Genomic DNA, 18,958 nt, shown 5'->3' on the forward strand with positions numbered 1-18,958 from the left:
TTAAAGATAGAACTTATGCCTACTGCTTTACAAGCTATTTCTCCTATAGACGGTCGTTACCGTTCAAAAGTCGACACACTTGCTCCTTTCTTTTCAGAATCTGCTTTGATACGTTATCGTGTCTTGGTTGAGATTGAATATTTTATCGCTTTAAGCGAAAGCGGAATCAAACAACTCCAACCATTTCCTGAAGATACTCAAGAGCAGTTAAGAAACTTGTACCGCAACTTTACAGATGAAGATGCACAAGCCATTAAAGACATCGAGAAAGTCACCAACCACGATGTAAAAGCCGTAGAGTATTTTATTAAAGAACAGTTCGACAAACTAGGTTTACAAGCTCATAAAGAATTCATCCATTTTGGACTGACTTCTCAAGATATTAATAATACAGCCATACCACTTTCCATAAAAGATGCTGTAGAAGAAATTTACCGACCAGAAATAGAAGCACTAAAAGAAACCTTAGAAAAGCTTTCTGCAGATTGGGCAAATATTCCTATGCTAGCTCGCACACACGGGCAGCCAGCTTCTCCTACTCGATTAGGAAAAGAATTCTATGTATTTGCAGTACGACTAGATGAGCAATTAAACATGCTCGATAAAGTACAACATGCAGCAAAATTTGGCGGTGCGACAGGAAACTACAATGCACATCATGTTGCTTTTCCACAAGTAGATTGGAGAAATTTTGGTGAAGATTTTGTAGAAAGCAGACTTGGTTTAACGCACAGTTTTCCAACTACTCAAATAGAGCACTATGATCACATGGCTTCTCTATTTGATACTTTAAAACGCATCAACACCATTTTAATAGACTTAGACAGAGATATATGGACTTATATCTCCATGGACTACTTCAAGCAAAAAATTAAGAAAGGTGAAGTCGGTTCTAGCGCCATGCCTCACAAAGTAAACCCTATCGACTTTGAAAATAGTGAAGGAAACCTAGGTCTCGCAAATGCTATTTTTGAGCATCTTGCTGCAAAGTTACCTATCTCTAGATTGCAACGTGATCTAACAGATTCAACTGTATTACGTAACGTAGGTGTACCATTTGCACATACCATTATTGCTATTAAGGCAACAATGAAAGGTTTAGGAAAATTACTTCTTAATGAAGCTAAGATTGCTCAAGATTTAGAGAATAATTGGGCAGTAGTTGCAGAAGCGATTCAGACGATATTGAGACGTGAGGCTTATCCAAATCCTTATGAAGCCTTAAAAGAATTAACACGTACTAATGAGAAAATCACAGGTGATAGTATTGCTAGATTTATCGATGGCCTAGACGTAAGTGAAACTATTAGAAGTGAAATGAAAGCCATAACACCAGCTACCTTTACTGGTATATAATTTCAAAAATATCAATCTATAATAAGCACTTCTATATGAGGTGCTTTTTTATTTATAAAGCTTTTGAGTTGCTCTAATTGATCATCATTCCAATTATATTGATAAAGTCGATCTACCTTACCATGTATTGATTTCATACTAATCATTTCTTTACTCAATCGTATTTCTTGAAAATCAGTTTTAGACTCATAGTAAATGACTGAATTCATCACAAATTTTAAATGAGCCCCTTGAAAATATATTTGTATCGATGGTATAGGTGGTGTAAAAGCATTAACCGCTATTACTATAAATGGTAATAGATAATAAAGACCTTCAAAAGGGTTAAAATCTTCACTTATCCAGGCTTGAATTGCATTATAAACGAAAAAACCAATGAAACATGTTGAAACTGCAATCCAGAAAATATTTTTCGATTTATCATACCAACTTAAAGACACATTATTTATGGGTATAAAGGCATCGATATCACGAGGTTCTTCATAATTCAATTTTTGATAAATCATGAATGAGGATTGAATACCTACCCAAATCAATATAATTTTAAAGAAATCTATAGATTCCCAATCCCAATAAATGAGAATAACTAAACCAATCATTATAATCATACTAGCTAAAAAAAAGTAGCCAGACGATTGCTGTTTCTCTTTCAATAAGAAATAACGTTCCTCAGCAAATAGGTCTAAACTTTTTAAATATTTCAACATGGAATAAGGAGTAAACTATTAATAAAGGGTATGTCAACGAACACAAAAAACTTTGTAATGATAAAATCCTACGTAAAAATGCACTATTAAGCGAGTTAATCATACCTGTCAACTTAATAAATTTATTTTATATCAATTTTAACACGAAAGGAAACATGTTCACTATACTTTTGTAGGAAAAAGCAATGAGTACTCTGACTATAATTCTTAACGTTCTAGCTCCACCTGTAAGTGTATTTATGAAAAGAGGAGTTCATAACGATTTTGCAATTAGTATTTTATTGACTTTATTCTTCTTTATACCAGGTATTATTCATGCCTTTTATATTACTAGACAAAAAAACCGAGTTTTATAAAAAGTAATGTTTAAATACTTGCTGACCTTGTAATCCACTAATTTTAATAATATAAAATGTTTTAGGTTGCATCGTTAAAATCTCGAGATAGTCTTCTTCCATTCTTCTATTGATTTTCAACACTAAACGACCAGTAAGGTCATACAATTCAATCTCATAAAATTCTTTCTTACTAAAAAGCAATACGTTTTTTACAGCTTTAACACCTAAATCCTTATTGGCAATCTTATTACTTAATGTAGCCGCTTGCCATCCATAATCAGATCCTTTCAAATCTGCGCTTTGTCTAGATAGATCAGTCGTGGCGATAATAAAGTACCAATCATTTACAACAGTATTGGCTGGTAAGTTCACCACGTTTAAACTAGGTTCTTCTTGATACATTCTACCAGCCACATCAATTTGTGCAACATATGCATTTAAGGTGGTGTCAAAATTAAAAACCACAAATGTATTGGTATCACTAAAGTCATCATGATAATCCCATGTTAACGGATCAGCATCTGTTTGAAGTCCTGTATAAAGAAGTAAATTAGGATCTCCCATAGGATCAAATAAGGAATAATCACCTTGTGATCCATAAGTAATGGTAAGAATCCCAGAATTAATATCAACTGGATTGGGATTTATAACTATTTGAGCACTTAAGAATAAGCTTGCATTGAAAAAACAAAAAAGTAAAAAATGTTTCATATGTGTAGTTTACAGCAACTAAAATAGAAAAATATAGATATAATCGTTCTATAAAACAACGATAATACATTCAACAAGTCTTATTACGTAAACACACTAAACAAGTTAATATATTATCAATTCAATAATTTTTAAGAAAAAAAGTTAAAAATTCATATAACTTTGAGTAAATCAAAAACATCAATCATGAGTATTCTAACCATTATTTTAAACATTTTTATTCCACCAGTAGGTGTCGCAATGAATAAAGGAATAGGTAAAGATTTTATAATAAATTTAATTCTTACCCTAATATTTTTTGTTCCAGGAGTTATACATGCCTTCTATGTAACTGCCAAATAAAGCCACAAAACATATATATATTTAAAAAGCCAACTTATCAAAAGTTGGCTTTTTTATATTACATCTTCTTAGCTTCATTCCAGTACACATCCATCTCTGCCAGTGTCATATCATTTAGTTGCTTCCCTATTTCTTTGGCCTTGGTTTCTAAATACTGAAAGCGTTTTATAAATTTCTTATTGGTTCTCTCTAAGGCATCTTCGGGATTGACTCCTAGATGTTTTCCGTAATTGACTAAAGAAAATAGTACGTCACCAAATTCGGCTTCAATCTTATCTTGATCTCCTTTATCAACCTCAACTTGCAATTCATCTAGTTCTTCGTCTAGCTTTTCTTTTACCTGTTCTGGTTTTTCCCAGTCAAAACCAACACCTGCTACTTTATCTTGGATACGAGAGCTTTTAACCAGTGCTGGCAAGGATTTAGGCACACCTTCTAGAACACTGCTTTTTCCTTCTTTAAGTTTAAGAGCTTCCCAGTTTTTCTTTACCTCTTCTTCATCTGCCACCTCAACATCTGCATAGATGTGTGGATGTCTAGAAATTAATTTATCACAAATACCATTTGCCACAGTACCTATATCCCACTCATCAGTCTCTGATCCTATTTTAGAGTAAAAGACAATATGCAATAGTAAATCGCCCAACTCTTTAGGAATCTCTACTCTATCATTGTCTAAAATTGCATCACCTAACTCATAGGTTTCTTCAATGGTTAAATGACGTAAAGATTCTAGCGTTTGCTTACGGTCCCATGGACAACCTTCTCTCAGTTCATCCATTATAGTTAATAACCTATCCAGTGCTGCGAGTTGCTCTTTTCTATTATTCATTTTTTCTATAACTATGTAAATGGTTTTTCTATTATTAAATTGTGAGGTATAGCAGTTATATTTGTTACGCTTTCGCGAAAGCGTAATTCAAACAATCCTATCGCCACAATAAAGATGGCATAAAATTAGTTCCTATTATATCAAACAATCCGATATGCGACAGATACTTTTAAGCTTTTTTGCACTTGTTATAACCATTCCAACTCTAGCCCAAAACTGGGTCACTGATGAAAGTATGGAAGAAACTGTAATGCTAGAGGACAACCAGCTTAAGGTTTTATACTTTACAGCGTCCTGGTGTGGTCCATGTCGTTATATGAAACCTATCATGCAAGACATTGATGAGGATGAAACCGTGGATACCACAGTATACTTTATGGATACCGACAGTAATATTGCCGACGATATTTTAAAAGTGAATTCGATTCCTGCCTACTTTTTTATTAAAAACGGGCGTGTGCTTGGTCGTACAGGTAGCGCCGTTAAACGTGAAGATATGGTTGATATGATAGAAAGACATGACGACATGACTATTGAAGGAAACCTACTTGCCTACCGTGGCAAACCTTCAAAACATGAATTAATTGCAGGTGCAAACCCTAAACTTACAGTAGAAAATCTAGAGACCATCTGGTATGATGCGCACCAACTCAATGCATTATCTTGGAAAATTTATCAAAAACTTACTGATCCACAAGATATAGCTTGCGCACTTATTTTAATTCAACGCTCAATAGAGCTTGAAGAGTTTACTTCTAACCTAGAAACCTATGCGCACTTACTCGCTAAAAATGGTGAAAATAGAAAAGCTCTTAAAATGGCTAAAAAAGCAAAAAGAAAAGCCGAAAAGAATAATGAGTTTACCGGAATTATTGAGGAGTTGATTACAAAATTAGAAGCTTAAGTTTCAAAAAGCAGGTTTTCTAGTTCAATAAAACATTCTATATATCGTTCTTCATCTTCATTATCCAGTCCATCAATAATACATTGATATAATAGTTTACTTTGTCGATTAGGTGAAATGGATTGCATATTTTGAAGCTCTTTCTTATAAGTATCATTATCAACATACTCAGACAATCTTAACCTAGAGGCGGCATATTTTTGAACATTCTTATGTTTATCATCGATGGAGTCCAATAATTGATATGCTTTTTTGAAGTCACCTTGATTCATGTACGACTCTGCTTCTAGATAGATATTATTTGCCTCCATTAAGCCATTTAAAAAAATCATAGAATTAGATCCATATCTACTGGCAAATTGATTTACGTTTTGACCTAGACTTAATCCATCATAAACGCTATATATGTTTGCTATTTCAAATCCCTTTTGACTATTAGGAGAAATATAGAAAACTAAATAATTATAGAAAGATTCTTCATTCTCCAGAATGTAAGTAAGCCTTATGACATCGTCTTTTTTATGAATGTGTAACAAATTTAATTTTGAAGCATTTACAGCAAGATGTTCAAATAAATTATTATTAAATGTTTCAAACATCTGGTGAATAATGTTCAATACAATTTGAGGTGGTTTTTCACCTGGTCGCAATTCAGGTATTCTTACCCTTTTTGAGAATTCAATAGCATCAAAATAATCAGATAAAACAGCTGCCTTGTCATGGTTATAAGCATCTTGAATAATATTAGCTAGTTTTTCTGTCATTTCTTGAAGTTGCACTTTATCAGCACAACTCCACAGAAATAACGGTATAATGAATAATAGTAATCTTTTCAAAAGTTATTATTTTAAATCCCTTTGATAAAACTACTGTATAAATCATTAAATTGATATCCTTCAGTAAATCGTTTTTTACTTAATTTATCAAACTCTACCAAAGACCATAAAATAAATTCTTTCAAGAGATAACGATCTTCCATAGGGAATTCTGGCTGGTATTTTTCAACTAGGTCTGTTAATGGCGTTACCTGATCTAATAATGCTTTATAATCTGCATCATTGAGTTCATCAAGTAATTCTAAGCCATCATTATTAAAGAACCATTCTAGTAGCTTGTCATAAGGCGTTTCTTCATCCGGTTTTTGAAGTTTCTTAATTTCAGGAAAATATTCTGGGAACAATTTCTTTGTCGCATCTCCTATTAATTCATTTGCAACAAAGGCAGCACCTTCTTGCTCGCCTTCATAGACCAACTCTATTTTACCAGTAATAGAAGGAATGACACCAGTGAAGTCTGAGAAGCGTAATGTGGTGGAATCGTCTCCATTCATCAGTGCACGACGCTCTGCAGTACTCAATAAGTTTTCATAAGCAGTGATGCTCATACGTGCACTTACACCACTCTTTTCATCTACATATTCACTATCACGTGCACAAAAACTAATTTGTTCTAACAAGTCTTTTGCTAATTCTGGAACAATTACGGTGTTTTCAGTACGTTCATCCTTACGAGCTTCTTGTTGTGTAATCGTTTTGGCGATTTCTATGGTTTCTGGATAGTGCGTTAAAATTTGTGAACCTATACGATCTTTAAGCGGTGTAACGATACTACCTCGATTGGTATAATCCTCAGGATTTGCCGTGAATAGAAATTGCATATCGAGCTCTAACCTCAACTTAAAACCACGTATTTGAATATCGCCTTCTTGCAGAATATTGAATAATGCTACTTGAATACGTGCTTGTAGATCTGGCAATTCATTAATTACAAAAATGCATCGATTGGCACGTGGTATCATTCCATAGTGGATCACTCGGTCGTCTGCATAGCTTAGTTTAAGGTTTGCCGCTTTTATAGGGTCTATATCACCTATTAAATCTGCCACGGTAACATCTGGTGTGGCAAGTTTTTCATAGAAACGATCATCTCTATGCAACCACGAGATGGGTGTTTTGTCACCATGTTTTTCTATCAACTCAATGGCAGTCCTGGATAATGGTGCTAATGGATCGTCATGTATCTCACTATCTGATATATATGGAATATACTCATCTAGCAAACCTGTCATTAATCGAGCAAGTCGGGTTTTTGCCTGACCACGCAATCCTAGTAAGTTGATATTATGCCTGGATAAAATCGCTCGCTCTAATTCTGGAATTACGGTATTTTCATAACCATGAATCCCTGTAAAAGAATCGATACCATTTTTTATATTTTCTCTTAGGTTATCTCTTAGTTCATCTTTTATAGATCTCGATTTCCATCCTGACTTTTTAAGTTGACCTAATGTATTTATTTTTTCTATGTTCATGTTTTTGTCTCCGTTTACAGTAGGCAGTTTACAGTTTGTATTAACATTTATGGTTAGTTAAAACATAGCCTTCGACAAGCTCTGACTGACATTGTATATTATTTTATGATATTTCTGTTTAATTTTACTTCAATCTCTTCTTTCTATTTGCTTCATAGTCTGTAAAGATCATTTCACCTAGACCTTGCAGTCCGGTAAAAAAGGCTTTTCCTTGATTAGCTTCGGTGAATTCATCTACAAATCGTTGTAGATAAGGATCGTTGGCAATCATAAATGTGGTTATAGGAATATGTAATCTACGTGCTTGTGCCGCCATGGTATAACACTTCTCTACGATGTACTCATCGAGTCCATTACTGTTTTTATAATATCGACCATCTTTTAATCGCAAACAACTCGGTTTCCCATCTGTGATCATAAAGATTTGCTTATTGGTATTACGCTTGCGACGCAGTATATCCATGGCTAATTGTAATCCAGCTACCGTGTTGGTATGATAAGGACCTACTTTGAGGTAAGGCAAATCGGCTATTTTAATAGGCCACGCATCATTCCCAAAAACGATAATATCTAAAGTGTCTTTAGGATAACGAGTCGTTATTAACTCTGCCAGTGCCATCGCTACTTTTTTTGCAGGTGTGATGCGATCTTCTCCATACAAAATCATGGAGTGTGAGATATCGATCATTAACACGGTAGACATTTGGGCTTTAAACTGTGTGTCTTCTACCACTAGATCATCTTCAGTCAGGTTAAAGTTTCCCATACCATGATTGATATGCGCATTGCGCAAACTCTCAGTCATAGAAATAAGGTCCAATCCATCACCAAAACGATAAGCTCTATAATCTCCACTGTGTTCATCACCTTGGCCTAGTTTACCTGTTTTATGATTCCCGCTATTTCCTTTACGCATGTTACCAAAGATTTGTTCTAGGGCATGCTTGCGTAATAGTTGTTCTGTCTTTGCAGTGATTGTAAAACCGGCTGGGTTTTCATCATCACCACTTCCATCACCGCCGGCGTTGGGATCTATTTCTTGCTTTATAAATCCACGTTCTAGTAGATCATTAATAAAATCATCAACAGTGTAATCTGGTGTGGTAAGTTTATATTCTTTATCAAGCTCACGCAGCCAGTCAATGGCCTCATCAAAATCACCTGAAGTGTGTGTAATAAGTTCTTTAAAAATCCCAAATAGTTTATCAAATGGATCAACATCTTTAGGGTTAAAAAGTTCAAATTTAAATCCTGCTCTTTCTTGCATCATAGGTTAAAGATAGTCGTGAAAAATGGCATTTCCTTCCTTGAAGATTCAATTTAACATGGGTTTAAAGTTTAGAAATGGTTAAAAAAATCTGTTTTAGGTGTAAACTGACCACTTTTATCGATAAGTTAATCAGAAAATGCTTTCGCGAAAGCGTAAACCATACTACTTTTGCTGCCTTGAAAAACAGAGAACTATGAGACAACATCCATGGCATGATGTAAGTTATGGCGAAGATGCGCCAGAAAAAGTAATGGGAATTATTGAAATCCCTAAGAATACAAGAGCAAAATATGAATTAGATAAAGATTCTGGTATGTTGATACTGGATAGAGTTATCTATTCTTCTATGTATTATCCAACCAACTATGGTTTCATCCCACAAACCTATTGTGATGATGAAGATCCACTAGATATTCTAGTACTTTCTCAAATAGAGATTGTACCTATGTGTTTGGTAGAGGCTAAAGTAATAGGTGTCATGCAAATGTTAGATGGTGGCGAGATGGACGATAAAATTATCGCTGTTGCTGCAAACGATATGTCTGTTGCTCACTTTAATGATGTAAGTGAATTACCAGAATTCTGGAAAAAAGAAATGCGTAATTTCTTCCAAGATTATAAAAAATTAGAAAATAAAACTGTAGAGGTTGAAGAGTTTCAAGGTCGTGATAAGGCGATGGAAATCGTTAAACAATCTATTGAAGATTATAAAAAGAAGTTTCCTAACAATCAATAGGCCTTCTACTTACCTACTTTAAGTAGTGATGTAAAAAAAATCCAGCTCTAAGAGCTGGATTTTTTTTTGAAAATATTTTACCGCAGTATTCATCAGCTCAAAGTTGAAGATGCTATTCCATAAACTACTTACCACTACCTTTAAACTGCTGTTCTTTACTAGCAAATAATACGTTAAATGTCGTTAAGCTACCATATATCCTTGTAATGTACTGTTGTAAATCAACTTTAGCCTGATCATCTAGATCTGAGCTATTGATCTTTTGCTCCATAACACGTAGTCTATCTCGCAGCATGACAATTTTATGCCAGAAAGTGTTAATAGGTATTTCTTTTACAGACAGGTTAGAATCTGCTGGTTTGAGCACCATAGTACCATTCTTATACTTATCTGCAAGAGGAACGATTTGCGTCACGTCAGAGAATCGTTCTAATATCTCTCTTAAGCTTTTCTCTACGTCATAAAAACTTACCGTATCCACGTCATCCTCACAGGCCTCAATAACCTCAAATTCTTCATCCAGATCTAATGTCTCTAATCCGCCTTTTTGAAAAGTAACCCAATAATGTTTTGCAGTAACATTAGTAACGACACCAAAACCATATGAGTCATGATTAATTCTTGAGCCTATTCCTAGTAATTTCATTTGTTATATTATTATGTCCATTATCTTTGACCCGAAATTGCACAAAAACATTCAGCTTTGAAAAAAATCGGAAGAATTTTATTAAAAATCGTTCTAGGGATACTTGCTTTACTTTTAGTCGTTTTTATCGTTTTAAAAATAGTTTTTAATGACGATGTACCGCAAGGAGAAAAAGGTGCTGCGGCAGATGAGCTAGGATATGCTATCCTTGAGTCGATTAACAATAAAGATTTTACGCAAGTAAAAGAAATTCATTGGACTTTTAGAGGTGTCAATAAATATGTATGGAAAGTCCAGCAAAATGCGGTGGATGTTTACTGGGAAGATTATAAAGTTGCTTATGCAACTCAATATCCACAAATAAGTTTTGCATGGAAAGGTGATCAAAAACTGAGTGGTAAAGAACTAGAAGATGCCATTGCCTATGCTTCAAAAAACTTTAATAATGATAGTTTTTGGGTTGTTGCGCCATATAAAATTTTTGATATTGGCACAGAGCGCGAGCTCATTGAAGAGGATGGGAAAAGAAAACTACTAGTACGTTATAAATCTGGTGGATCAACTCCTGGTGACGTTTACCTATGGGAAGTTGATGAGAACAATGTTCCTATAGCTTTTAAAATGTGGGTAAGTATTATCCCTTTTGATGGTATCGAGGCAAAATGGAGCGATTGGAAAATGACGGATGGTGGTTTTCCTTTACCAACTACACGTAGCCTGTATGGTATAGAAATACCCGTTACTGATGTGAAAGTGATTAAATAATCACTCATCACTTTCTTCAAGAATAAAAATATCTTCAACAGGTACTTTAAAAAGTCTAGCCATTTTGAGAGCTAGTACGGTCGATGGTACATATCTATTTTTCTCAATAGAACTTATCGTTTGTCTAGATACACCAATAGCTTGAGCTAATTCTGTTTGATTCATCTGATGGATCGCACGTTGTACATGAACTGTATTCTTCATTACAACTGCTTTTTAAAAATCTGAAAGTACATTAGATAATAAAACAGATATGAAGAGATAATAAAGAAAAAACTCTGATCATATTCCCATTCCTGTGGTAACTCATCTTTGATACTATTAATTGTAACGACTACTATTCTCATCATCAATAGCGTAAATGTCCCTAATACAAATGCAAAAGCAAACGCTCGATACCTTAATCTTTTAATGCGTTCATCTTCATTTTTATCTTTAGCTAGTGTCATCATAAAAAGACCAACTAAAATAAAATGCATACACAATTCCTTAAAAAAAAGAACATGATCACCTGCCTGTAAGGCTACTATTGTCATTGTAAGAATAGAAAGAACACATACTCCTATACCTATCCATAAAAATGAAGCTGGTAATAATGGAAATGCACCACCTTTTTTTTCTAACTCGCAAAATCTTTTTAAAACAGAATTTTTCATATTGTAAAGTTATTTTATAATAATGACAAATATACTTTACATTATGGAAAAAATACTATACTTTACAAATTATTTTTTTTTATTTACTCAATAGTCTCATATTTGATGTACTCTTCTACATCTTCAGATTCTGTCTCATTATATACTTGCCAAAGTTGATAATAGTCTACAGATAATCTATTGTAATATAGATTACTAACTAATATAACTTTAGCGACAATTAAGTAGGTATGCCATAGCGCCGCTTGATAATCTCCACTTATATGAAGAAAAATAGTTACCAGAATCCCTAAAATAATAGACCAGCGCAAACATACTGACGTATATAAACCGGTTAAGATAAGGACACCTATAAACAGCTCAACAAATGGTAGAAATGGGGATACTATTCCTAGTAAACTTTGAAAACCGGTCTTATTAGAATAATTAATACTATCTAGGTAAAAAGCATCAAAATCAAAAAGATTTAAACTAGCATGATAGATTAAATATGCACCTAGAATTGTTCTTAAAAGGAAATAAGCGACAGAGAATTGGTCATTTTGGGTTTGGTATAAATGCTTCATAAAAGCGTATTTTAAAGATTAATAGATATTATAGACGTGTTTAATTCTCCTTTGGTTTTTAAAAAGTTGTTTTTTAGACCACTTCCCATTTTATCTGTTTAACCGTATAAATCAATTAACATAAAAAGGATGAACAGTACGTTAAATAAGTTAATCAACGTAACAATCCTATAAACATTATCACATAACTTTAAGTAGACTTTAAACTCTATATTAAAGCGCTTTAAGTAACTTCGCAAGATTGCAAAAAACTATGGCGAGACCTCAAGAATTTATTGAAGTAAAAGGTGCAAGAGCACACAATCTTAAGAATATCGATATTGATATACCACGTGAGCAATTAGTGGTGATCACTGGTTTATCTGGTTCAGGTAAATCATCGCTAGCATTTGATACTATATATGCTGAAGGTCAGCGTCGTTATATAGAAACATTCAGTGCCTATGCACGCCAGTTTTTAGGTGGATTAGAACGTCCAGATGTAGATAAAATAGATGGCCTTTCTCCAGTAATCGCTATCGAACAAAAAACGACCAGTAAAAGTCCGCGTAGTACAGTAGGAACGATTACAGAGATTTATGACTTTTTAAGACTGCTTTTTGCAAGAGCCAGTGATGCTTATTCTTATAACACAGGTAAGAAGATGGTAAGCTATAGCGACGAGCAAATAAGGGACCTTATTATTGATGAGTATAAAGGAGACCGCATCAATATTCTTGCGCCAGTCATTAATTCAAGAAAAGGACATTATCGCGAGCTGTTTGAATCTATTGCAAAACAAGGTTTTGTAAAAGTACGTGTAGATGGTGTCATTCTAGACATTCAAAAAGGGATGAAGCTAGACCGTTATAAAACACACGATATTGAAATAGTCATAGATCGTATTGTACCTGGCGATAGTGAAGAAGATATTAAAAGATTAGATGCTTCCATAAATACAGCAATGTATCACGGGAACGATATTCTTATGCTGGTTAAAGCTGGCGATAAAGAAGGACGTTATTTCTCTAGAACATTAATGTGTCCAGAAACAGGCATCTCTTATCCAGAACCTGAACCTAATAACTTCTCATTTAACTCACCTAAAGGTGCCTGTCCAAAGTGTAATGGTATCGGGAAATTATACCAGGTAAATCCAGATAAAATATTACCAGACCACAGCATTTCAATCTCTAAAGGTGGTCTCGCGCCTTATCCTACCATGAAGAAGGATTGGATTTTTAAGCAGCTGGATCTAATCGCTCAAAAGTTTAATTTTAAACTTACTGATCCCATAAATAAAATTCCAGAAGAGGCTATTCAAATGATTCTTTATGGTGGTAATGAGTCTTTGGAAGTTAATTCTAAAGACCTAGGTGTAAAACGTAAGTACAAAATAGATTTTGAAGGTATTGCAAACTTTATAGATCAGACTTTTACAAATAATGATAGTACCTCTCTACAACGTTGGGCAAAAGAGTTTATGGATCATATAGACTGTCCATCTTGTGAAGGAGCACGATTGCGCAAAGAATCGCTCTATTTCAAGGTTAATGAAATGAACATCGCGCAGTTAGCAAATATGGACATCGCAGAACTGGTAGAATGGTTCGATGATTTGGGAAGCACGCTTTCGCGAAAGCAAGAACAGATAGCCACAGAGCTCTTAAAAGAAATACGTGTTAGATTGCAATTTCTGCTAGATGTAGGACTGGACTATCTATCGCTAAACCGTAGTGCCAAATCACTTTCAGGTGGCGAGGCACAACGAATAAGACTTGCTACTCAAATAGGTTCACAATTAGTAGGTGTTTTATATATACTTGATGAACCTAGTATTGGACTACATCAACGAGATAATGAGAAATTAATTAATTCTCTAGAGTCTTTAAGGGATACTGGTAACAGTGTGGTAGTTGTAGAACATGATAAAGATATGATTGAGCGTGCAGACTATGTCATAGACATAGGTCCACGGGCAGGAAAATATGGTGGTGAAATCATTTCAAAAGGTACACCGGCAGAAATACTTAATCATGATACACTTACCGCTCAATATATGAATGGTAAGCTAGAAATTGAAGTCCCTAAAACAAGACGTAAAGGAAACGGTGAGAAAATATCGCTTAAAGGTTGCACCGGTAATAACCTTAAGAATGTTTCTATCGATTTGCCACTAGGTAAAATGATTGTCGTGACTGGAGTTTCTGGTAGCGGTAAATCAACCATGATTAATGAGACGCTCTACCCTATCATGAATGCTCATTTTTTTAATGGAGTAAAAATACCTAAACCTTATAAAAGCATTAAAAATCTAGATGCAGTAGATAAAGTAATTGACATTAACCAAAGTCCTATAGGAAGAACACCACGTTCCAATCCAGCAACTTATACTAAAACCTTTGACGAGATAAGAAGTCTATTTGCTAAAACTCCAGAAGCATTGATACGTGGTTATAAGCCAGGTAGATTTAGCTTTAATGTAGTGGGCGGACGTTGTGAGACCTGTAAAGGTGGTGGATTGCGTGTGATAGAAATGAATTTTTTACCTGATGTTTATGTCACTTGTGAGACCTGTCAGGGAAAACGATTCAATAGGGAAACACTAGAAATACGTTATAAAGGAAAATCAATAAGTGATGTTCTTAATATGACTATTAATGAAGCAACAGACTTCTTTGAACCTATTCCTAAAATTTATCGCAAATTAAAAACAATAAAAGATGTAGGTCTAGGGTATATCACGCTAGGACAGCAATCCACTACTCTATCTGGTGGAGAAGCGCAACGTATTAAACTTGCCAGTGAATTATCTAAAAGAGATACTGGTAATACTTTTTATATACTAGATGAACCTACTACAGGATTGCATTTTGAAGATATTAGAGTATTATTGCTAGTTCTTAATAAATTAGTCGATAAAGGAAATACAGTACTAATTATTGAGCATAATATGGATGTGATTAAAATTGCTGATCATATTATAGATGTAGGTCCAGAAGGTGGACGTGGTGGTGGAGAAATTCTCGCTACCGGAACACCAGAAAAGGTCGCAAAACATAAAACGAGTCACACTGCACGATTCTTGAAGAAAGAATTAGGCATGTGATGGACTTTCAATAAAAGAATTTTTGCTATTAATCATTAATAGCAATAATATAAAACACAACGATTAAGTGGTAAAGCGCCAGTTTAATTAAGAAATTAAAAATATTATGAGAAAAGAAGCTAGAGAAAAAGGATGGAATGAAAAGAAGACTAACGACAGTTGGGCTACTTTTAAAATATTATCTGAATTTGTAATGGGATTTGAGCGCATGAGTCGTATCGGTCCATGTGTATCTATTTTTGGTAGCGCACGATTAAAACCAGATAATAAATACTATCAACTAGCGACAGAAATTGCTGGTAAAATTGTAGATAATGGCTATGGTGTTATCACCGGTGGTGGACCTGGTATTATGGAAGCAGGTAATAAAGGTGCCCACCTTAATGGTGGTACATCTGTAGGTTTAAATATAGCATTGCCTTTTGAACAGCATGATAACCCATATATCGATCACGATAAGAGTCTAGATTTTGACTACTTTTTTGCAAGAAAAGTAATGTTTGTAAAATATTCTCAAGGTTTTGTAGTTATGCCTGGTGGATTCGGTACATTAGATGAGTTGTTTGAAGCAATTACCTTAATTCAAACTAATAAGATTGGTAAGTTCCCTATCATTCTAGTAGGAACTGAATTCTGGAGTGGATTACTAGATTGGATTAAAGGCACACTAGATAAGAAGTTCTTTACTATTAGTCCTGAAGACATCGATTTACTACATGTTGTGGACACATCAGATGAGGCTGTTGCTATTATCAATGAGTTTTATCAGAAGTATGATTTAAGTCCTAACTTCTAAAACTTAAAACTAATCTCGTATTTTATTCGTTAATATTCTGTACACTGCTAACCTACCAAAGCAAATACCATAACGATTTGAGAAAACTTACGTTTATTTTGCTTTTGATGTTGTCTTGTATTTCACAAGCACAGCACTCACACCATGTGATCGCTACTTTAGAATCAGAGTCTGATGTTTTGCACATCAAAGACTCTATGATTGTAAAAAACGACAGCGATGTGAGTTGGGATAAAATAGTAATGCTGGATTGGGCACATGCTTTCAGTTCTAAAGATACACCGCTAGCCAATCGATTTGCCGAGGATTTTAAAAATAAATTTCAATTTGCTCCAGAAGATGATCGTGGTAAAACGGTCTTTAAATCTTCCACAGCAAATTTAGACTTTACAATAAAAAGGCTACCTCATCAAGTTGATATTATCGAGTTAATACTTAATGAGCCATTATTACCAGGCGCATCTAAAACAATTGTTTGGCAATATGATATAGTAATACCAGAAGATGACTTTACAGGTTATGGTAAAAGTAGTACAGGCAATTATGCATTGCGTTACTGGTATATCACGCCAGCAGTATTTGATCAAGATGAATGGCAATATTTCTCGCATAAAGGAATTAACGACTACTATCCAGCTTTAGCAAATTACTCTATATCCTTGCACCTGCCTACTTCTCATCAAGTAGTGACTAATGCACCTATTATAACTTCTGGATTAACAGATTACAAAAACAGTTACTTATTAAAAGGCAACCACCTAGCCCATGTAGAGCTTTACCTTGAACAAAATCTTCAACGTTATAAAAACTTTGGAGTTCCTGATTTAAATGTTACCACAGATATTGAAGATGGTGATGTACCACCAGAATTAAAAGCTTTATTCATTGACCGTATTTCTGGATTTTTGAATGAAAAATTAGGGTCATATGCATATCCTAATATGCTCATTACAGATCGATATTATAGAGAAGATCCTGTTTATGGTTTAAGTTCACTACCTAGCTTTATCAATCCTTTTCCTGCTGGCTTTACTTATGAAATAAAAGTCATTAAAGCCATGACCAGAAAATGGTTAGAAAGTGGTGCCAGATTACATCCCAGAGATGAAAACTGGCTACAAGATGGTATGATGGTCTATTTATTACAACAATATAACCAGACCTATTATCCAAATTTAAAAATAGCAGGTAAGCTTAGTAATATTTGGGGAATAAGAGGATTCAATATCACACAATTAGATTTTAATGATCAGTATAACTTTTTATACTTAAACACCGCTCGATTGAATCTAGATCAAAGTATCACAACTAGATCAGACTCACTGGTAAAGTACAATCAACAATTAGGAATCATCAATAAAGCTGCTATAGGCTTAAAATATCTTCAAGATTATTCTGGCAATAATTCTGTAGACCAGACGATTAAAGAGTTTTATCAAAAAAACAAGTTGAAATTATCTCACGTCAGTGATTTTAAAACTATTCTAGAAAGTAAGAACACTAAAGACATCGACTGGTTCTTTAAAGATTATATTACAAAATACACTCGCATGGATTGGAAAATCAAGCGAGTAAAAAACATAGGTGATTCCGTAAAAGTATTTCTTAAAAACAAATCAGATCGAGATCTTCCTATAGCTCTCTACAGTCTCGATAAAGATAGTATCGTTGAAAAAATATGGATTGATCATGTTGTAGAAGATACTGTGATTACGCTTTCGCGAAAGCGTGCCAACAGAATTTCTCTCAATTATGAAAAACTCATACCAGAGTTTACCATGCATGATAACTATAAAACTTTAAAAGGATTTGCTCAAAATAGACCTATTGAATTCAGACTTTTTAAAGACATTGAAGATCCAGAAAGAGCACAAGTTTTCTTAATGCCTGACTTAGGATTTAATGTGTATGATGGAGTCACTGTAGGAGCACGATTTTCAAATGGGACATTATTACCTAAGCCATTCAGATATACTATAAAACCTATTTATGGTCTGAACTCTAACAAAGTAATTGGATCTGTCGGTTTATCTTATACACATAATTTAGAAAAACATGATGAGAGCATTTATTTTGTGCGCTATGGCGTGTCTGCAAATCGTTTTTCTTATGCAGATGATTTACTTTATCGTCGTGCGAGTGCCTGGCTTAATTTAGGTTTCAGACCTAAAGATTTGCGTAGCAATAAAAGATCATTTCTTACCTTCAGAAACGTATTAGTAGATAGGGATAGAGATCCTGCAAATCCAGTTAATGAGCCCGATTATAACGTTTTCTCAATCAACTATAATAATCAAGATCGTAACTTTAAGAGGTATTTTAGCTATAACGCAGGCGTTGAAGTCTCTAGCAGATTTAGTAAGGCGACATTCAGAACACAGTGGAGAAAACTGTTTAAAGACAATAGACAATTGAACATCAGGTTTTTTAGCGGTGCATTTTTACATAACGAGACTCAAAATGATGGAAACTTTTTCTCATTTGCACTAGACCGACCTACAGATTACCTATTTGATTATAATTATTATGGTCGCTCAGATGAAAGTGGTTTCTTCTCACAACAACTTATCATTGCCGAAGGTGGTTTTAAATCACAACTAGAAACACCATACGCAAACCAATTTATAAGCACGGTTAATACATCATATAGTATCTGGAAATATGTATTTGCATATGCAGATGTAGGTGTGGTTAAAAACCGTAACACTCCACTTGCTGGCGTTTATGATTCTGGTTTAAGATTAAATTTATTACAAGATTATTTTGAAGTCTACTTACCTATTTATAGTAGCAATGGCTGGGAAGTAGGTCAAGGCGATTATGACCAGCGAGTAAGATTTATACTCACACTAGATTTAAATACTCTTACTGGTTTGTTTACGAGGCGTTGGTATTAGAAAGGCTATTGCATCTCGACTGCTTAATCATTACCTT

Annotated in this window: 19 protein-coding genes; 9 read left to right on the top strand and 10 right to left on the bottom strand. The window is 34.2% G+C overall.

What is annotated here, in order from left to right; all coding sequences use genetic code 11:
- The first annotated feature begins 15 nt into the window (after positions 1–15).
- Positions 16–1,356 (top strand): adenylosuccinate lyase, encoded by a 1,341-nt coding sequence (gene purB, locus ACJJVI_RS01920; protein ID WP_405350014.1) that lies wholly within the window; start codon positions 16–18, stop codon positions 1,354–1,356.
- Between the two features lie 11 nt (positions 1,357–1,367).
- Here purB and ACJJVI_RS01925 read toward each other — a convergent pair whose 3' ends face one another.
- Positions 1,368–2,063 (bottom strand): hypothetical protein, encoded by a 696-nt coding sequence (locus tag ACJJVI_RS01925; protein ID WP_317291758.1) that lies wholly within the window; start codon positions 2,061–2,063, stop codon positions 1,368–1,370.
- A gap of 185 nt (positions 2,064–2,248) precedes the next feature.
- On the opposite strand from ACJJVI_RS01925, the gene ACJJVI_RS01930 reads away from it, so the two are divergent.
- Entirely contained in the window at positions 2,249–2,419 is a 171-nt protein-coding gene (locus ACJJVI_RS01930) for a YqaE/Pmp3 family membrane protein (RefSeq protein WP_042247515.1), read from the top strand.
- Here the strand turns inward: ACJJVI_RS01930 and ACJJVI_RS01935 are convergent.
- Complete coding sequence (locus tag ACJJVI_RS01935; RefSeq protein ID WP_405350016.1) at positions 2,414–3,112, bottom strand: hypothetical protein; 699 nt, start codon at positions 3,110–3,112, stop codon at positions 2,414–2,416. The two genes, ACJJVI_RS01930 and ACJJVI_RS01935, sit on opposite strands and share 6 nt — an antisense overlap.
- A gap of 186 nt (positions 3,113–3,298) precedes the next feature.
- Between ACJJVI_RS01935 and ACJJVI_RS01940 the strand changes: the two genes are divergently transcribed.
- Complete coding sequence (locus ACJJVI_RS01940; RefSeq protein WP_036584577.1) at positions 3,299–3,454, top strand: YqaE/Pmp3 family membrane protein; 156 nt, start codon at positions 3,299–3,301, stop codon at positions 3,452–3,454.
- Between the two features lie 58 nt (positions 3,455–3,512).
- On the opposite strand, the gene mazG is transcribed toward ACJJVI_RS01940, so the two are convergent.
- Positions 3,513–4,286, bottom strand: a complete 774-nt coding sequence (mazG, locus tag ACJJVI_RS01945) for a nucleoside triphosphate pyrophosphohydrolase (protein ID WP_405350018.1) — start codon at positions 4,284–4,286, stop codon at positions 3,513–3,515.
- A 154-nt stretch (positions 4,287–4,440) separates the two neighbouring features.
- Between mazG and ACJJVI_RS01950 the strand changes: the two genes are divergently transcribed.
- A complete protein-coding gene (locus ACJJVI_RS01950) occupies positions 4,441–5,190 on the top strand; it encodes a co-chaperone YbbN (RefSeq protein ID WP_042270157.1) in 750 nt (249 codons plus the stop codon).
- Here ACJJVI_RS01950 and ACJJVI_RS01955 read toward each other — a convergent pair.
- The 3 genes from ACJJVI_RS01955 to ACJJVI_RS01965 form a co-directional block, all read right to left on the bottom strand.
- Positions 5,187–6,026, bottom strand: a complete 840-nt coding sequence (locus tag ACJJVI_RS01955; RefSeq protein WP_405350020.1) for a hypothetical protein — start codon at positions 6,024–6,026, stop codon at positions 5,187–5,189. The genes ACJJVI_RS01950 and ACJJVI_RS01955 overlap by 4 nt on opposite strands.
- 11 nt (positions 6,027–6,037) lie before the next feature.
- A complete protein-coding gene (locus ACJJVI_RS01960; protein ID WP_042270153.1) occupies positions 6,038–7,501 on the bottom strand; it encodes a hypothetical protein in 1,464 nt (487 codons plus the stop codon).
- 124 nt (positions 7,502–7,625) lie between these two features.
- Complete coding sequence (locus ACJJVI_RS01965; RefSeq protein ID WP_405350022.1) at positions 7,626–8,771, bottom strand: vWA domain-containing protein; 1,146 nt, start codon at positions 8,769–8,771, stop codon at positions 7,626–7,628.
- A 193-nt stretch (positions 8,772–8,964) separates the two neighbouring features.
- Here ACJJVI_RS01965 and ACJJVI_RS01970 point away from each other — a divergent pair, with 193 nt between their 5' ends.
- Positions 8,965–9,507 (top strand): inorganic diphosphatase, encoded by a 543-nt coding sequence (locus ACJJVI_RS01970; RefSeq protein WP_036584563.1) that lies wholly within the window; start codon positions 8,965–8,967, stop codon positions 9,505–9,507.
- 124 nt (positions 9,508–9,631) lie between these two features.
- Here the strand turns inward: ACJJVI_RS01970 and ACJJVI_RS01975 are convergent, their stop codons facing one another.
- A complete protein-coding gene (locus ACJJVI_RS01975) occupies positions 9,632–10,153 on the bottom strand; it encodes a hypothetical protein (RefSeq protein WP_042270149.1) in 522 nt (173 codons plus the stop codon).
- A gap of 57 nt (positions 10,154–10,210) precedes the next feature.
- On the opposite strand from ACJJVI_RS01975, the gene ACJJVI_RS01980 reads away from it, so the two are divergent.
- On the top strand, positions 10,211–10,918 hold the full coding sequence (locus tag ACJJVI_RS01980; protein ID WP_042270147.1) for a hypothetical protein: 708 nt from the start codon (positions 10,211–10,213) through the stop codon (positions 10,916–10,918).
- On the opposite strand, the gene ACJJVI_RS01985 is transcribed toward ACJJVI_RS01980, so the two are convergent.
- The 3 genes from ACJJVI_RS01985 to ACJJVI_RS01995 form a co-directional block, all read right to left on the bottom strand.
- On the bottom strand, positions 10,919–11,122 hold the full coding sequence (locus ACJJVI_RS01985) for a helix-turn-helix transcriptional regulator (RefSeq protein ID WP_036584559.1): 204 nt from the start codon (positions 11,120–11,122) through the stop codon (positions 10,919–10,921).
- On the bottom strand, positions 11,122–11,574 hold the full coding sequence (locus tag ACJJVI_RS01990; protein ID WP_042270145.1) for a hypothetical protein: 453 nt from the start codon (positions 11,572–11,574) through the stop codon (positions 11,122–11,124). The genes ACJJVI_RS01985 and ACJJVI_RS01990 overlap by 1 nt, the downstream gene beginning before the upstream one ends.
- An 83-nt stretch (positions 11,575–11,657) precedes the next feature.
- Positions 11,658–12,140, bottom strand: a complete 483-nt coding sequence (locus ACJJVI_RS01995; RefSeq protein WP_042270143.1) for a hypothetical protein — start codon at positions 12,138–12,140, stop codon at positions 11,658–11,660.
- A 253-nt stretch (positions 12,141–12,393) separates the two neighbouring features.
- Between ACJJVI_RS01995 and uvrA the strand changes: the two genes are divergently transcribed.
- The 3 genes from uvrA (at position 12,394) to ACJJVI_RS02010 (ending at position 18,921) form a co-directional block, all read left to right on the top strand.
- Positions 12,394–15,228, top strand: coding sequence for an excinuclease ABC subunit UvrA (gene uvrA / locus ACJJVI_RS02000; protein WP_405350024.1), 2,835 nt, complete (start codon positions 12,394–12,396; stop codon positions 15,226–15,228).
- A gap of 106 nt (positions 15,229–15,334) precedes the next feature.
- Entirely contained in the window at positions 15,335–16,024 is a 690-nt protein-coding gene (locus tag ACJJVI_RS02005) for a TIGR00730 family Rossman fold protein (RefSeq protein WP_042270141.1), read from the top strand.
- Positions 16,025–16,101: 77 nt separating this feature from the next.
- Positions 16,102–18,921: an aminopeptidase gene (locus tag ACJJVI_RS02010; RefSeq protein WP_405350026.1), complete on the top strand. Its 2,820-nt coding sequence runs from the start codon at positions 16,102–16,104 to the stop codon at positions 18,919–18,921.
- Positions 18,922–18,958 lie beyond the last annotated feature (37 nt).

This window comes from Nonlabens sp. Asnod3-H03, assembly GCF_045063665.1.
Classification (GTDB): domain Bacteria; phylum Bacteroidota; class Bacteroidia; order Flavobacteriales; family Flavobacteriaceae; genus Nonlabens; species Nonlabens ulvanivorans.

Coding starts and splice junctions, on each gene's coding strand:
- purB (WP_405350014.1), top strand. CDS start 16: ATGCCTACTGCTTTACAAGCTATTTCTCCTATAGACGGTCGTTACCGT.
- ACJJVI_RS01925 (WP_317291758.1), bottom strand. CDS start 2,063: ATGTTGAAATATTTAAAAAGTTTAGACCTATTTGCTGAGGAACGTTAT.
- ACJJVI_RS01930 (WP_042247515.1), top strand. CDS start 2,249: ATGAGTACTCTGACTATAATTCTTAACGTTCTAGCTCCACCTGTAAGT.
- ACJJVI_RS01935 (WP_405350016.1), bottom strand. CDS start 3,112: ATGAAACATTTTTTACTTTTTTGTTTTTTCAATGCAAGCTTATTCTTA.
- ACJJVI_RS01940 (WP_036584577.1), top strand. CDS start 3,299: ATGAGTATTCTAACCATTATTTTAAACATTTTTATTCCACCAGTAGGT.
- mazG (WP_405350018.1), bottom strand. CDS start 4,286: ATGAATAATAGAAAAGAGCAACTCGCAGCACTGGATAGGTTATTAACT.
- ACJJVI_RS01950 (WP_042270157.1), top strand. CDS start 4,441: ATGCGACAGATACTTTTAAGCTTTTTTGCACTTGTTATAACCATTCCA.
- ACJJVI_RS01960 (WP_042270153.1), bottom strand. CDS start 7,501: ATGAACATAGAAAAAATAAATACATTAGGTCAACTTAAAAAGTCAGGA.
- ACJJVI_RS01965 (WP_405350022.1), bottom strand. CDS start 8,771: ATGATGCAAGAAAGAGCAGGATTTAAATTTGAACTTTTTAACCCTAAA.
- ACJJVI_RS01970 (WP_036584563.1), top strand. CDS start 8,965: ATGAGACAACATCCATGGCATGATGTAAGTTATGGCGAAGATGCGCCA.
- ACJJVI_RS01975 (WP_042270149.1), bottom strand. CDS start 10,153: ATGAAATTACTAGGAATAGGCTCAAGAATTAATCATGACTCATATGGT.
- ACJJVI_RS01985 (WP_036584559.1), bottom strand. CDS start 11,122: ATGAAGAATACAGTTCATGTACAACGTGCGATCCATCAGATGAATCAA.
- ACJJVI_RS01990 (WP_042270145.1), bottom strand. CDS start 11,574: ATGAAAAATTCTGTTTTAAAAAGATTTTGCGAGTTAGAAAAAAAAGGT.
- ACJJVI_RS01995 (WP_042270143.1), bottom strand. CDS start 12,140: ATGAAGCATTTATACCAAACCCAAAATGACCAATTCTCTGTCGCTTAT.
- uvrA (WP_405350024.1), top strand. CDS start 12,394: ATGGCGAGACCTCAAGAATTTATTGAAGTAAAAGGTGCAAGAGCACAC.
- ACJJVI_RS02005 (WP_042270141.1), top strand. CDS start 15,335: ATGAGAAAAGAAGCTAGAGAAAAAGGATGGAATGAAAAGAAGACTAAC.